At 48.9% G+C, this 14,577-nt stretch carries 13 protein-coding genes; 7 read left to right on the top strand and 6 right to left on the bottom strand.

Translation table 11 applies throughout. The annotated features are described in order from the left end of the window. Nucleotides 1-24: 24 nt before the first annotated feature. The 5 genes from AC5I6P_RS05050 to AC5I6P_RS05030 form a co-directional block, all read right to left on the bottom strand. Nucleotides 25-1,800: an ABC transporter ATP-binding protein gene (locus AC5I6P_RS05050; RefSeq protein ID WP_495692667.1), complete on the bottom strand. Its 1,776-nt coding sequence runs from the start codon at nucleotides 1,798-1,800 to the stop codon at nucleotides 25-27. Beyond that, nucleotides 1,797-3,530, bottom strand: a complete 1,734-nt coding sequence (locus AC5I6P_RS05045) for an ABC transporter ATP-binding protein (RefSeq protein WP_495692666.1) — start codon at nucleotides 3,528-3,530, stop codon at nucleotides 1,797-1,799. The genes AC5I6P_RS05050 and AC5I6P_RS05045 overlap by 4 nt, the downstream gene beginning before the upstream one ends. Before the next feature lie 252 nt (nucleotides 3,531-3,782). Further along, complete coding sequence (locus AC5I6P_RS05040; RefSeq protein ID WP_495692665.1) at nucleotides 3,783-4,487, bottom strand: S-layer homology domain-containing protein; 705 nt, start codon at nucleotides 4,485-4,487, stop codon at nucleotides 3,783-3,785. Nucleotides 4,488-4,577: 90 nt separating this feature from the next. Further along, nucleotides 4,578-5,846: a glycoside hydrolase family 10-like protein gene (locus tag AC5I6P_RS05035; protein ID WP_495692664.1), complete on the bottom strand. Its 1,269-nt coding sequence runs from the start codon at nucleotides 5,844-5,846 to the stop codon at nucleotides 4,578-4,580. Nucleotides 5,847-6,307: 461 nt separating this feature from the next. Continuing rightward, the gene (locus AC5I6P_RS05030) at nucleotides 6,308-6,676 is read right to left on the bottom strand and encodes a hypothetical protein (protein WP_495692663.1); all 369 of its coding nucleotides are present in this window, start codon (nucleotides 6,674-6,676) and stop codon (nucleotides 6,308-6,310) included. A gap of 346 nt (nucleotides 6,677-7,022) precedes the next feature. Between AC5I6P_RS05030 and AC5I6P_RS05025 the strand changes: the two genes are divergently transcribed. From AC5I6P_RS05025 to AC5I6P_RS05000, 6 genes are all read left to right on the top strand, one after another. After that, a complete protein-coding gene (locus AC5I6P_RS05025; RefSeq protein ID WP_495692662.1) occupies nucleotides 7,023-7,850 on the top strand; it encodes a thiazole synthase in 828 nt (275 codons plus the stop codon). 101 nt (nucleotides 7,851-7,951) lie between these two features. Next, complete coding sequence (psb34, locus tag AC5I6P_RS05020; protein WP_495692661.1) at nucleotides 7,952-8,122, top strand: photosystem II assembly protein Psb34; 171 nt, start codon at nucleotides 7,952-7,954, stop codon at nucleotides 8,120-8,122. A 315-nt stretch (nucleotides 8,123-8,437) separates the two neighbouring features. Beyond that, complete coding sequence (locus AC5I6P_RS05015) at nucleotides 8,438-10,633, top strand: tetratricopeptide repeat protein (RefSeq protein ID WP_495692660.1); 2,196 nt, start codon at nucleotides 8,438-8,440, stop codon at nucleotides 10,631-10,633. Between the two features lie 99 nt (nucleotides 10,634-10,732). Beyond that, complete coding sequence (gene argB / locus AC5I6P_RS05010; RefSeq protein WP_495692659.1) at nucleotides 10,733-11,623, top strand: acetylglutamate kinase; 891 nt, start codon at nucleotides 10,733-10,735, stop codon at nucleotides 11,621-11,623. A 157-nt stretch (nucleotides 11,624-11,780) separates the two neighbouring features. Beyond that, entirely contained in the window at nucleotides 11,781-12,806 is a 1,026-nt protein-coding gene (locus AC5I6P_RS05005; RefSeq protein WP_495692658.1) for an alpha/beta hydrolase, read from the top strand. 31 nt (nucleotides 12,807-12,837) lie between these two features. Further along, nucleotides 12,838-13,374: a Uma2 family endonuclease gene (locus tag AC5I6P_RS05000; protein ID WP_495692657.1), complete on the top strand. Its 537-nt coding sequence runs from the start codon at nucleotides 12,838-12,840 to the stop codon at nucleotides 13,372-13,374. Nucleotides 13,375-13,591: 217 nt separating this feature from the next. Here the strand turns inward: AC5I6P_RS05000 and AC5I6P_RS04995 are convergent, their stop codons facing one another. Continuing rightward, nucleotides 13,592-13,750: a hypothetical protein gene (locus AC5I6P_RS04995; protein ID WP_495692656.1), complete on the bottom strand. Its 159-nt coding sequence runs from the start codon at nucleotides 13,748-13,750 to the stop codon at nucleotides 13,592-13,594. A 240-nt stretch (nucleotides 13,751-13,990) separates the two neighbouring features. On the opposite strand from AC5I6P_RS04995, the gene AC5I6P_RS04990 reads away from it, so the two are divergent. Next, complete coding sequence (locus AC5I6P_RS04990) at nucleotides 13,991-14,524, top strand: hypothetical protein (RefSeq protein ID WP_495692655.1); 534 nt, start codon at nucleotides 13,991-13,993, stop codon at nucleotides 14,522-14,524. Nucleotides 14,525-14,577: the final 53 nt, after the last annotated feature.

The raw sequence follows: 14,577 nt of genomic DNA, 5'->3' as shown, positions 1-14,577 counted from the left end.
TTGTAAAAGTCTGTTCTAAAGTGATTAAGCCGCAGTTGCACTTCCCAACTGCAGAGCATAGAGATTAGCATAAATACCTTGTTGTGCCATTAGTTCAGCATGAGTTCCCCGCTCTACAATTTGTCCTTGCTGAATCACAAAGACTTGATCAGCTTGGCTCACCGTACTAAGGCGATGAGCAATCACAAAACTAGTCCGCCCTTGTAGCAGACGTGCGATCGCAGATTGCACCAGCGCTTCTGTTCGCGTATCAATACTACTCGTTGCTTCATCGAGAATCAAAATACGTGGATCAACTAAGACGGCACGAGCAATACTCAGCAGTTGTCGCTGTCCCTGACTCAACATTGCGCCTCGCTCACCCAACTCAGTCGCATAGCCTTGCGGCAAAGAGGTAATAAAGTCATGCACATTGGCAACTTGAGCCGCCGCTTCGATCTCTGCGTGCGTCGCTTGCGGACGCCCAAACGCAATGTTTTCTGCAACCGTACCTCGAAAGAGAACCGTATCTTGCAGAACAATACCAATTTGCCGTCGTAAACTTGCTTGAGTCACCTGACGAATATCAACATCGTCAATCTTGACCGCACCACCCGTCACATCATAAAAGCGCAAGATCAAATTGATAATCGTCGTTTTACCTGCGCCTGTCGGCCCAACGAGCGCGATCGTTTGTCCTGAAGCCGCCTGAAAGTTGACGCCATTGAGAACTCGCTGAGTCGACGTATAGCCAAATTGGACATTCTCGAAGGTTACATCTCCATGAATAGGAGGCATCTCGTAGGCATCGGGTGCATCTTTGAGCTGAGCCGGTTCATCTAATAGCGCAAAAATGCGTTCTAGACCTGCGATCGCAGATTGGGCTTGAGTATAAAACTGACTCAAAATCTGAATCGGTCGAAAGAACTGCTGCACATAGAGTAAAAATGCAGTAACAACCCCAACGGTCGCTTGTCCGGTGACTGCCAAGTAGCCCCCATAAGCTAACACTGCTGCGGTCGCTAGAGTATTCAAAACATCGATCGACGGTAGAAACGCCGCCGTGATTGCAACGGCTTGAATATTAGCATCGCGATTCGCCGCATTCAGTTGTTGAAATTCTTCAATATTGAGGCGGACTCGATTAAACGCTTGCGCTTCTTTAACGCTACCAATATCTTCTTCAAGCTTCGTAGACAGATCGCCAATCGTCCGACGGGTGACTCGAAACCGTTCTCTCGCCCATCGAGAAAACAAGCTAGTCGTCAAAATCATCAGGGGAACAACCAGATTGCTCAACAGTCCGAGTTGTAGATTGATCGCAAGCATGGCAATGATAATGCCAAGCAAACTAAATAAGTTTCCCAACATCTGTGCGATTGTTTGTCCAAATGCCTGATTGACGGTATTCACATCGTTTAGCAAACGACTCATCAAATCTCCAGCTTCACTGCGATCGAAGAAGCTAAGCGGCAAACTCTGCACTTTGAGGAAAATGTCTTGTCTCAATTGCGCCAAAATTCGCTGCACAATCCAACCCACGCGCAAGATTTGTCCCCGAATCGCTTGCACCCCAAAAACATAGTTAACCGTCAATAGGGTCAGCATGAACGCGAGTCCGCGCACGTTGCCTGGAATAATTAAGTTATCAATTGACCAGCCGATCAGAAACGGGCCTAACGCTTGAGTCGCGGCTCCGAGTGCCACGAGCCCCAGCGCGACCGGAACCTCTTTGCGATACGGACGGACATACTGTAGAAACCGTTGTAGCGTCGATCTGGGTCGCGCATTTGCTTTAGGGGCAACAGAATCTGGTTTCATCGCTGTACTCCTGGCTGCGTTTGCTTGACCTGAGATTCTAAAATCGCGCTATACAGTGGACTCGTTGCCAGCAACTCCTCATGGCTACCTTGGGCTACTAACTGTCCTTGATCCATCAGCAAGATGCGATCGGCATTTTTGACCGTGCTGATGCGTTGAGCAATCACAAACGAAGTACAGGTTTTGCGCTGCATCAAATCATCTAAAGAATCTTGAATTTGGGCGGCAGTTTTGGCATCTACAGCAGAGGTGCTGTCATCGAGAATGAGAATGCGATAGTCGGTGAGAAGGGTTCGCGCGATCGCAATCCGCTGTTTTTGTCCGCCTGACAATCCGACTCCTCGTTCACCGATGATCGTATCGTAGCCGTCAGGCAAATCTGAAATGAAGTCATGAATGTGAGCCGTTTTCGCCGCGTCGATAATCTCATCTATTGTGGCGTCTTGTTTGGCGTAGGCGATGTTATCACCGATCGTTCCCGAAAACAGCGTTGTGTCCTGAAAGACGATTCCGATGCGCGATCGCAAGCTCGCCAACGAGATATCCCGTACGTCTCGTCCATCAATTCTCACCGCGCCAGATGTGACATCATAAAATCGCGGAATCAGGTTAATGATCGTGCTTTTGCCCGAACCCGTCATGCCTAAAATAGCAATCAGTTCTTTCGGTTTTGTCTCAAACGAAATTCCTTTCAACGCTTCGGTCGTTGAGCCAGGATAGCGGAATCGCACATTTTCAAAGGTAATTCTGCCACCACAACGATCGAAGGTGGCGGCTCCGGGACGATCACGAATTTCAATCTCGGCATCGACGACTTCGTAAATGCGCTCAGCCGATGCTTCCGCTTGTGCGATCGCAGGAGCCGCAAATCCAATCAGCAAGATCGGCTGAAGAATAAAGAGCAAATAGGAATTAAACGCAACCAGTTCGCCAATAGAGAAGCTGCCGTTAATGACCTGTACGCCTCCAAACCCAATCACAATGACGGTGATCAAATTACTCAATAAAAAGATGATGGGAAATGTTCCCCGAATGGCACGAATTGTTTTCATATTCGTGTTGATTAATTCTTCGTTTAGGTTGGTATAGCGCGATCGCTCGGCTCTTTCGCGAACAAACGCTTTAACCACCCGGATTCCCAATAAGTTCTCTTGTAAAACCGCGTTGAGATCGCCTAACTGCTCTTGCACTTGCCGAAACAAATCTCCGTTTCCCTGCAAAAATCGAATCAGTATCCAACTTGCTAAGGGCACGATCGCTAAGGTAATTAGCGCTAACTGCCAATTCATAATTAGCAAAATAATGGCAATGCTCACCAAGGTGACAACTGCCCCGATTACCTGAATTAAACTCGTTCCCACAAAGGTGCGAATTTGCTCAATGTCGCTGGTCACGCGGGTCAGCAGTTGCGAGGTTTGCGATCGATCGTGATAGCTAAAGCTGAGATTTTCAATTTTGCTGAAAATTTGATTTCGCAGATCGTAAGCCACTCCTTGAGAGGCGCTTTCTGCCCAGAAGGTTTGACCAAAATTGAAAATTCCGCGCGCGATCGCAGCGACGACCATCCACGCACCACTAATCAAGACAACGCGAAGATTTTGCTGAGCAATGCCTTGATCAATTCCCCAGCGAAAGAGTTGGGGCGTAATCGCATTGGCACCGGTCAGCAAAAGTAGACTTGCGATCGCGCCAAGAGCAATCAGCCGATAGCTGCCTAGTTGATGCAGCACTCGCTTGAGAGGCTGCCTTGAAGCATTTTTAGAATTTTTTAGTTTAGTCTTTTTTAGTTTAGTCAAAGAGATTCAACCTAGCAGATGACATCAGAAAAACAGCGAACGGACATTCAATAACGCCGCTCGCCTAATTCTCCCTGCAAGGCTTTTGTAGATCAAGTACTAGGTAAAACTTCTATCGATAGAGTGAATTTTACAAGGTGCTTTACTGAAAAAAACGATCGAAGCTGTTATGGAGCGTCTAAAGAATTACTGGCCGCCAGCAGAAAAGATGTAGGGGGAGACGATCTTGGGAGCTTTACCAGAAGCGACGAGGGCTTGATAAATTGAGGCAGCGACCTCAGCACGGGTTGACGCTCGATTTGGGTTAAGGAACTTGACATTGGGATAGTTCACAGCGATCAGCCGAAAGACCGCAGCCGCCACGCCATCCTCGGCATAGTAAGGAATTGACTCGTAGTCACTGAAACCACCGATTACTGTAATGTTGGTTCCTTGAGGCTCAAGTTGCAGCCCACTCGCAAGGGCAACTAAGACTTGAGCGCGAGGCATCGCTTGAGCAGGATTGAAAACACTGCCGGGATAGCCACTCAAAAAGCCTTCTGTGTAAGCGGCTTGGATAGCTCTAGATGCCCAGTAGCGGCTTGGCACATCTTTAAAGCGAATGGCACTGCGGACAGCAGATCGATCGAATGCTTGATCTACCATGACCGCAAACTCGGCACGGGTAACAGGAGCGTTTGGGCGAAAGCTACCATCCGGGAAGCCACGGATTATACCCCGATCTGCTAATGGTTGAATAAAGCCTGCTGCCCAATTGCTCGACTGCACATCTGAAAAGGTGGTTTGCGCCTGAACCGGAACCCGCACCATGAGCACTGCGAGCGTGCCGACGGTCAAGCTCAGTGCTCTGACGAGGACAGTACTACTAGAGAATTTAAATCGAATGGACATTAGTTATCGTTAGTTATTGTTTAGTGATGAGGCAGAGCTTAGTTGAGATGAGTGATACCAACTTTGATTTGTGAACGTGACAGATCTGCTTTACGGTGAGCTAGGTAACGAGAACTTGCTATCCTGTAGCACTGGAGTTGAGCCAGGCTTCGGCAACTCAAACGGCTGCACGGTTGTAATCGATCGCAGGGCTGGAGCCGGAAACAGTGCTTGAAATCCTGCTTGTCGGTAGTTCGTTTCTTCTGGAGCCGCTTCCCAGAGACTTTCATAGTAAAAGAAAGAGACGCCTAAGCCTCGGTCTTGCGCGGCTCGCACTTGCTCCTGAATTTGGGCAATTCCGACTGGGCTAGTTCTCAAGCCCGTTAAAATACCAACGCCTGTCGGAATCTTCCGTTGCGTTTCCTGCAGTTCTGGACGGGAAAGCTGGCTAATAAAGCTTTGCAGGTTTGGGCGATAGACTTGCACAATCAATTCGTCGGCAATACCTTGTCGCACCCACGCAAGCCAATCTTGCAGATGAAACTTGTAGGCAAGATCATAGTAGTTGGGAGAAATCGAGAAGATGGCGTAGGGCTTCCGCTCTCTCACCGCTTTTTTTAGTTGCGCCATAAACGCCGTAATCTTATCGGCACGCCAACGCATCCAGGCCGGATCAGTTGGACTTAATGGCGTTTTCTTGGTCTCTTTTTTGTAGAGCGCAGTCGTATAGTCGTCAAATCCAAATTCTCTCGGCAGACTCATGTTGTCATCAAATTGAATGCCGTCAACATCATATTGAGTCACAACTTCTACCACGAGATCAGTAATGAATTTTTGAACATCGGGGCGGAATGGATTGAGCCACACCACCTCACCTGCACCACTAATGGACGTCTGACTGCCATCGCGCCGTTGGGTAATCCATTCGGGATGATTCAGCACCAGTTCTGAAGTTTCGGGAGCCATCAGCCCAAACTCAAACCAGGGCATCACAAGTAGGCTACGCTGATGCGCTTTGTCAATCAGATCGGCAAGAATGTCATGTCCATCTGACCCCTTGTAAACAAAGGGCTGAATGCCCTGTTGTTGAGCGATCGCGCTAGGATACATAACATAGCCAGAGTTCCACACAACGGGATAGATTGAATTAAAATTTAGCCTTCCAAGCTGATCTACGGCATCTTGCACTTTGGCGCGATCTTTCAGGACATCTAAATCGTTAATCGTCATCCAAACGCCGCGAATTTCTTGGCGAGACTGAGCGACTCCAGGAGTGACGCTGCCGAGAAGCACCACGGTGACGAAGGTGACGACAAACAGAAGTGGGAAAAGATTTTGGACGATTCGCCGCCAACGTCGAAAAATAAACCGAGATTGCATAGGTATCAATAGTGAACTCATGAATTCAGACGTGTGCTTCTTTAACAACTGCTCCTGTCGGTGCTTGTGCTGAAATTTAGTGTTCGATCGTTTACAAACATTTAGTTTACAAACATTCAATACACACTGATTTAATACACACTGTGTTTACGAACCTTTAATACACACTTAACACACACTGTAGACCGAAGGAATAAGCGGTTCAACAAATTAGGGACGCTTAGATTTGTGCAGTAATAATTGTTTGGACAGATGATTTGACGTTGCGAGGCGATAAATAGTGCCCACCAGAATTTAGTGTTCGTAGGAATATAGAGAACCCTTCTAAATAGAGATGTGTTATTTGAGATTTTCTGAAACTCTTTAACGTTGCCCTAAAAACATTATGGGATGGGCATCTTGCCTAACCCTAGACAAGACACCCATCCCATAGAAAGAAAATTTTAGTTGGTATTGAAAGATTATCCAGCGATCGCTTCAAGCTCCGACTCTGCATCTTCAGCAAAGTCGCCAGAGATATCCTCAGCGTGAGCCTTGCGTGATCGTCGGGTTCGACGCGGTTGAGCGGGGTCTTTTTGGCTCATGGCAAGATAGCGCTTGAGAGTGGAAGGGCTAATGTCGATCTCTTGCTCAGCGAGGACGCGAGCAAGTTCGTCATAGTCATATCCCTTGTCAAGCGACTCTCTAAGATCTTGCTGTAGCATCTCGATCGCTTGTCGCAACGAGATGGTTGAGTCTGGTTTTTCAGGCAGGTCTCCTAATAATGATGCAGCTTGGTCAAGCATGGTTGTTTGCACCTTGACAGCAGCATTCGATTTTCTATTCACCATAAAAATTCCTGAAGTGTTAATGAATGTAATTCCACTTATTCTAATTGCTGCTTCCCTTCGATATCACTAGTCTATGCTCTTATCTTAGATAGATATTGATTCATCTTTTAGGTAGAAATTTTATATACATAGCTGCAATTAGCCCCAAGCGCAACCAAAAAGTAGCATTGTAGGAAATCATCAACGCTTGGCCTGCTAGTTTAAACGCTTGGCTTGCCAATTTAATTGCTCGCCAAGTTGAGATTCATGCTTCTCAAGGTTAAGACGTATCGCTCTCCGTCATAATGGATGTGCAACCCGCGATTAGCGTGACGCGCAACTCCAACGGAAACGAGGCAAGATTGAGATGCAGACCTTAGACAAGCCCCTAGACACAACTTTGGATGATTCACTCATCATTGCAGGGCGATCCTTTAAATCACGCTTGATGACCGGAACAGGCAAGTATCGAACGTTTGAAGAGATGCGACAGAGCATCGCGGCGAGCGAGTGTGAAATTGTCACTGTCGCGGTTCGCCGGGTTCAAACCCAAGCCCCCGGCCATGAAGGACTTGCAGAAGCATTAGATTGGAGCAAAATTTGGATGCTGCCCAATACGGCAGGATGTCAAACGGCGGAAGATGCAGTTCGAGTCGCTCGACTAGGGCGAGAACTGGCAAAGCTACTCGGTCAAGAAGACAATAATTTCGTCAAACTAGAAGTGATTCCCGATGCAAAATACTTGCTGCCCGACCCGATTGGCACACTAGAGGCAGCGGAACAACTGGTAAAAGAAGGGTTTGCCGTGTTGCCCTACATCAACGCTGATCCGCTCTTAGCTAAGCGGTTAGAAGAGGTGGGCTGCGCGACCGTAATGCCGCTTGGTTCTCCGATTGGATCAGGTCAAGGGATTAAAAATACGGCCAATATTCAAATCATCATTGAGAATGCAACTGTCCCGGTTGTCGTAGATGCAGGCATTGGCACTCCTAGCGAAGCCGCACAGGCGATGGAAATGGGAGCCGATGCTCTGTTAATTAATACCGCGATCGCACAAGCCGTAAACCCTCCTGCAATGGCACGCGCTATGAAGCTCGCCTACCAAGCTGGACGCCTTGCTTATCAAGCTGGACGCATTCCCGTAAAAGCTTATGCCAGCGCCAGTTCTCCTCTGACTGGAACGATCAGCAGCTAATCTACACCTTCTTCACCCTGATTATTGCGATTTCCTCCTTACGTTAGAGAGTGGTTCGTCAAACTTTGTTACAATTGCTAAAACTATTGAGGAAAAACGCTATGCGATATACAGAAGAAGAGGGCGGTCGTTTAAACAATTACGCGATCGAGCCGAAAATGTATCAAGCAGAGCCTCCTACCGCAACGCAGAAGCGGAATTTTGTGATTTTGGGTGTGGTTGGTACAGTATTAGTGAGCGGATTAATGTTTGTTGCATTTGCTGTGTCGTAGGTCAGCAAAGCCAAGAATTGTCGAGCGTGTTGAAAACTAAGCGCTACTGTAGCGTTCATTTCACCAGGTCACTTACTGTGTTGAGTCACCTGGTTTTTTAGTAGAATTTTTCGTCTACTGTTGCGTCTAGAGGGTTTGTGTGTAAACTCTATATCTAACGAGAGGACATGTCTAACGGGAAAATTGAGCTATCAAAACCTAATTTACGCCTTCAAGCTCCAAGGATCACTTGTTCTGTCCTGACATCAGCCAAATTGCGCGAAGAGATCAGTAATTCATAATTTTATAGAGGCGGCTTGACAAGCCTCCGTCCCTATGCTGATGTCTCCTGTTGATCAATCTGTTTTTCGCTCACCTGTGACTAAGCTTGCTTCCCATTCTTCAAGCTTGAATCATCACATCTACCTGAGATTAAGGTTAGCACTGAGCCTCAACCTCCGGCGGCAGATTTTCATTGCAGTATGTGATGACGTCGGGCTGCGAAACCAATTTGCGGCTCATCTCCAGTCCGATTTAAGCAGTCCTGCTCTGAGCGCGGATATCAGCTTTACGGTTGCGCCAAACCGGCACGGTGCGATTAGCGCGAAGCACACTACAGAGCACAACACTAAGCACAACACAAATGGAGCCGCGACGCAGGACTCGGCAAGTAGCGATGCTAACAGACCAGATGCTAATAGACCAGCAGATACAACACCGCGACTGATTCCGCTTGCGCTTGAGCTAGAAAATCCAGATGTGTTGGGACAAATGGGACTTTGGCTCTCACAAAACAGCATTCCAGACGTGGACAGAAGCCGGATTTTAGGCTTTCAAATTACAGGGGTAGAACATCTGACCCGCCAGCCTGCTCACATTCAGCGTGCGTTTCTCGACTCGCTTCAGGGAATTGCCACTCAGCGATTCCAGGGGGAGCTTGCGTTGCAATCGTCGCTGAACTTTAATCTAGTACTGTGGGTGACTAGGCCGTGGTGCCGCTCTATTCAACAGTCTGCACCCGACTTTTGGCACTGGCATACGGCACTCTTTGAGTTTGAAGGTGATCCGACCCCAGAACGTGAATTTGACGGCGTGTGCGCGATCGTGCCCGACCGAGACCTATCTGCTACCTTGCCGCGTCAGTCTCTGATTGATTCTGAGTTTCGGGCATTGGTTCTCGCCACCCTCAAGCAAGATGGAGAGCTTCAGTCTGGGTTGGCTTCTGCCAACGAACACAGCGCGATTGATCTACTCAACGATCCAAGTCTGCAACCCGTTCGTCTATTGCAGCAAATTGAGAAACTGCATCGCGATCGCGCGTCGTCTGACCTTGTTGGAACGGCATACCGGGAACTAGGAGACTGGTATCGAGATTGCGCTCAACAACCCCAAGCGGCTCCGTCTACTTACAGCGTTGCGATTCGAGCTTACGAGCAGTCCCTGCGATTCATTCCCTCCAAGTCCGCTCAAGTGTCCGACATCTTGAACGACATTGGCAACCTCTACTGGATGATGGCGCGGGCGTCAGCTCAACCGATGGTCAATCTTGAGAAAGCGCTGAAAGCTTATCAGTTTGCGCTAGAACGAACTGACGCTGAGACGCAGCCTGAGATCTGTGCGATGTTGTTGAATAATTTAGGCTCGGTCTATAGCGACCTGTCCTATCGGGATGCACCTGTCGAGAACTTGCAGCAGGCGATCGCGGCGTACCAGTCGTGTTTGCAGTACCGAGTGGCAGAAGAAGATCCCTCGCGCTATGCCGCGACGCAAAATAACTTAGGAACGGCTTTCTGGAATCTGGCTCAACATCAGCAGACGGCGGTCAATTTGCAGCAGGCGATCGCAGCCTACAACGAAGCGTTACGCTACTACGACCCCGAACGAGAGCCGCTCCACTATGCGATGCTGCAAAATAATTTAGGAACGGCCTATTGGACGCTCTCGCAGTGCGATGAGGCGATGGAGGCACTTGGCACACTAGCAGAAGATTTCCTGCTGCTGGCGATTGGCGCGTACCGAGTCGCGCTGGTCTATCGCACCCTAGAAGCGGCTCCGGTGGCGTTTGCCGCGACGCAAAACAATTTAGGAACGGCATACTGGCATCTGGCGAATCAGCCCACGACTCATTATGAGGATCGGCAGAATTATTTGCACTGCGCGATCGCAGCTTATCAAGATTCGCTGTCGGCGGTTCAGTATCTCTCAAACGCTGGTACATCTCCCGCTCCTGCTCTCAGCTTTGATGCCTCCGCAACCCATTACAACCTGGGAGCCGCGTGTTATCAAACCGCAATCGACGATCGAGCACCGCTCAGTTCGAGCGATCGCTCTAGCTATCTTGAAACCGCTCTTCAGCATCACGTTCAAGCGCTACACGGCTGGCAAAACAACCCGGACTTCTATTCAAATGCCCTCAGCGCGATCGTTCAGACCGTACGAACTTTCCACGATCGTTTTGGCATTCAAGGGCAAACCCTGGCACTCTCGCGCGTGCCAGCAAATTTGTTGCCAAGCATCATGAAAGAACTTTAATATGAGCGAACTTTAACAAACGAGGCTCAAGCAGGCATAGAGTGTGATGAAGATGCTAATTGGTAGTTAATCATCCTTTATCCTGGCGCTAAATTTTCTATGCTTAAAGAAAGCGAGTATCTCGAATCTGCTGAAATGCGAGTCCGCATCCTGAGTGAGGCTCTGCCCTATATTCAACGATTTGTCGGACGCACGATCGTCGTGAAATACGGCGGGGCAGCGATGAAAGACAGTAGCCTCAAAGCAAAAGTCATTCGCGATGTCGTGTTTATGGCGTGTGTGGGGTTGCGTCCTATCTTGGTGCATGGCGGTGGGCCTGAAATTAATTCTTGGCTCGATAAACTGGGCATCGAAGCGCAGTTTAAGAACGGGCTGCGCGTCACGGATGCCGCCACAATGGATGTAGTGGAAATGGTGCTAGTGGGCCGTGTCAATAAAGAAATTGTGTCGCTGATCAACCAAGCAGGCGGCTCGGCGATCGGGCTGTGTGGCAAAGATGCCAGCCTAATTGGAGCGCGTCCTTCTGATGAAGAAGGCGTTGGATTTGTGGGCGAAGTCAACAGAGTTAATCCTCAAATTCTCGAATCGCTAGTTGAAGCGGGCTACATCCCCGTTGTGTCAAGTGTGGCAGCGGACGAAACGGGACAGGCGTACAACATCAATGCGGATACCGTTGCGGGAGAAATTGCGGCGGCGCTCGGAGCGGAAAAGCTGATCCTACTCACAGACACGGCGGGCATTCTGAAAGACTACAAAGATGCTTCGACGCTGATTCCTCGCCTGGATATCCAAGAAGCTCGTCAGTTAATGGATCAGGGCATCGTGTCGGGGGGCATGATTCCCAAAGTCAGTTGTTGCGTCCGTTCGCTCGCTCAGGGGGTCAAAGCGGCGCACATTATTGACGGACGGCAGCCGCACTCGCTACTTTTAGAAGTCTTTACGGATGGTGGCATCGGCTCGATGATCGTGGCGTCAGACTTTACCTTCTAAAGACTTTACCTTCTAAGCGATAATTCGTAATTCGTTGGTGAGTGGATTCGCCAATGGTGGAAGTGAATTAGGATCAAAAGTCAAAGGGTTACGTCTTCTGATCACTAGATTCATCGAGCTAAATCACGAATTACGAATTATCTCAACGTTATTTGATATGGGTTCTACTCAAACTGAATATGCGATCGCGGCGACATCGATTCCGCAACAGATCCGAGCGGAAGAAGATCGGCTCCCAGTGAGAAATGATCAGTGTCGATCGCAGTTTTTCCTTCACCCGACGCCGACTCCAAGCGTTTGCGTTTTTTTTCATGGCTTTACCGCCGCAACCTACCAATTCGTGCCGATGGCACAGGTGTTTTACGAAGCAGGCTACAACGTCATTATTCCCAGGTTGCCTGGGCATGGAATAGCCGGAGACTGGAATCGAGACAATCCACCGCCCCTGCCTACCGATGCCGATGAGTACAAAATCTTTGCTTTGCGTTGGCTGAGGCAGGCACAAGCATTTGGTGACAGGGTGGTTATCGGTGGGTTGTCGGGTGGAGGAACAATGGCGGCTTGGCTGGCGCTAGAGCATCCCCAGGAGATTGAGCGCGCGCTGCTGTTTGCGACGTATCTCAGCGGCAGCAATCGAGTCGTCGATTTGTTCGTTAATGTGTTTAATCGATATTTTGAGTGGATGACGGATGAATCGGTAGAAGAAACCATCGGCTACAAAGGCTTTGAGCTAGAGACGCTGCGCGTTTTCTTAAGAATGGGCAGCGAAGTGCTAAACCGGGCTAAAACCGATCCGGCTGCCCCGATGTTCATCGTGTCCACAGAAGCCGATCTCGCGGTGAACAATGCCGACCACCAAGAACTGTTTGAGCGATTGCTCGAACGTCAGCCAAAGACGTGGTACTACTCATTCGATCGTAGTCTCAACATTCCGCACACGATGATGACCAAAGCTGAGGGCAACCCGTGGCAAGATCTGCTCAATGTGATGGCGAAAGCGTTTGTTGAAAGTGATCTAACCTGGGCAAACATTCGAGCGATTGCCGAGCGACTGAGAGCAGGCGAAACGTTCGATCAGGCGATTGCAGCCTTGCAGTTAACTGGCAAAGCGTCGTCGGGTATGCCTGCTGTGATGACGCTGCTCGATGAACACGAGATGGTGCTTAAAGATGAGCCAAGTTAGTCGTAGTCCCATTCATTAGGAGGTCAATCTTATGGTCACGACACCCTCTCCTTTAGAAATGACGTTAGAAGCGTTTTTGGAAAATCCTCGCGATCGTACCGAGTGGGTCAATGGCGAATTAATCGAGAAAGGAGATATGAACGCAAAAACCGGACGGATTCAAGCACGGCTGGCTCGCTACTGGGGCAATTACCAAGAGTCGAGCGGGCAAGGTGGAGAGGTTTATACTGAAACGCCTTGTCGTACTGTAGGACGAGTGCGCTGTCCTGATGTCGCTTATCTCGTGCCAGAATTGGTCGTCCAGCATGGGGATTTCAAAATTCTGCCTCATAGTTTTTCATTAATCGCTGAAATCATTTCTCCCAGCGATGAAGCTGAAGAGGTTTTCACAAAAGTACGGGAATATCTCACGTCTGACTGTCAGGAAGTTTGGCTCGTGTTTCCAGAAAGTCAATGGGTGCTGGTGATTACGTCGCAACAGCAGGAACTCAAGACGCTAGGAGAGACGGTTAGCACCAAAAGTGTTCTATCAGGATTTAGTGTTCCTGTGAGTGAACTGATTGCCTAGTAGTCCGTTAAATGTAGCTCAATGGGTTTACAAAAACTGCGTATGCAGTAGGCTGCTAACTTTTTGAAGAAATCAGAGATCTTTGCCCAATGGGGAAGGCAATTATCTCTGTCACCCACCTAGCTGTCACTGCGAACTTAACCATTATTAGTTTTGGGAACCCAATTGTTGGCTCTGCGATCGCCATTGCTGCTTTTGAGTACTTCATAGGCGTGTTTCAGTACTCCAGTGCTGCTTCTGGGTACTCCATTGCTGCTTCTGAGTACTCCATTGTTGCTTCTGGGTACTCCATTGCTGCTTCTGAGTACTCCATTGTTGCTTCTGGGTACTCCATTGCTACTTCCGAGTACTCCGTTGCTGCTTCTGGGTACTCCATTGCTACTTCCGAGTACTCTATTCTAGAAGCAACGATTAGCGTCAGAGATGCAGACTACGAAGGAGTGCCTCTGATGCTGGGCTGACTTAAATTTTAGACAATTGCTGCTCAAGACAGGTTCTGAGCTAACGTCAGCCTTCAGACATGAAGCTTTGGTTCGTTTCTGTAGAGAGCTTCTGGTAGATGTTTCGCTTACGATCGCATAGTACGATCAAAGCGTCGCTAATTGAATTTTTCATCGTGAGTTCTGAACGTTTAGATCTTGCCAACCGAGAATATGAGGCAGGAAAAACCGCCTTTGAGCGGGGAAACTACCGCGACTCCGTTCAGTATCTAGAACGGGCGAATGCACTAGTCGAAAGTGGAACGCGACTCGGCGGAGAAATGCAGATCTGGTTAGTCACCGCCTACGAAGCGGCGGGGCAGCGATCGCAGGCCATCCAACTCTGTCAAAAAGTGAGCCGCCACCCCGACTTAAAAACGCGCAAGCAAGGAAAACGCTTGCTCTACATTCTCGAAGCGCCGAAACTTAAAACTCGTCCCGAATGGCTAACCCAGATTCCTGACCTATCCAACATTTCGGACAATGAAGGCTCGGCATTAGGAACATCAAAGTTTGCGCCTGTGACGCCTCCCAAACGTCCTGAAAAGCCGAAATCTATTGTTCCAGAGCCAGTCGATCTCAGCCAGGTCAATACCCAAGACAATCTATTCATTTGGGTAGCGTTGGGCGGTGCGATCGCAATTATTGCTGGATTGATCTGGTTCAGTTAGCGAACCTTCTAGAGTAGTGTTAGATGATAAAGAACACTCCATTCTCTGGTTTG

The sequence above is a fragment of the Myxacorys sp. genome, from assembly GCF_059501405.1.
This window is presented reverse-complemented; position numbering and strand designations above follow the sequence as displayed.

Coding starts and splice junctions, on each gene's coding strand:
- AC5I6P_RS05050 (WP_495692667.1), bottom strand. CDS start 1,800: ATGAAACCAGATTCTGTTGCCCCTAAAGCAAATGCGCGACCCAGATCG.
- AC5I6P_RS05040 (WP_495692665.1), bottom strand. CDS start 4,487: ATGTCCATTCGATTTAAATTCTCTAGTAGTACTGTCCTCGTCAGAGCA.
- AC5I6P_RS05035 (WP_495692664.1), bottom strand. CDS start 5,846: ATGCAATCTCGGTTTATTTTTCGACGTTGGCGGCGAATCGTCCAAAAT.
- AC5I6P_RS05030 (WP_495692663.1), bottom strand. CDS start 6,676: ATGGTGAATAGAAAATCGAATGCTGCTGTCAAGGTGCAAACAACCATG.
- AC5I6P_RS05025 (WP_495692662.1), top strand. CDS start 7,023: ATGCAGACCTTAGACAAGCCCCTAGACACAACTTTGGATGATTCACTC.
- psb34 (WP_495692661.1), top strand. CDS start 7,952: ATGCGATATACAGAAGAAGAGGGCGGTCGTTTAAACAATTACGCGATC.
- AC5I6P_RS05015 (WP_495692660.1), top strand. CDS start 8,438: ATGCTGATGTCTCCTGTTGATCAATCTGTTTTTCGCTCACCTGTGACT.
- argB (WP_495692659.1), top strand. CDS start 10,733: ATGCTTAAAGAAAGCGAGTATCTCGAATCTGCTGAAATGCGAGTCCGC.
- AC5I6P_RS05005 (WP_495692658.1), top strand. CDS start 11,781: ATGGGTTCTACTCAAACTGAATATGCGATCGCGGCGACATCGATTCCG.
- AC5I6P_RS05000 (WP_495692657.1), top strand. CDS start 12,838: ATGGTCACGACACCCTCTCCTTTAGAAATGACGTTAGAAGCGTTTTTG.
- AC5I6P_RS04995 (WP_495692656.1), bottom strand. CDS start 13,750: ATGGAGTACCCAGAAGCAGCAACGGAGTACTCGGAAGTAGCAATGGAG.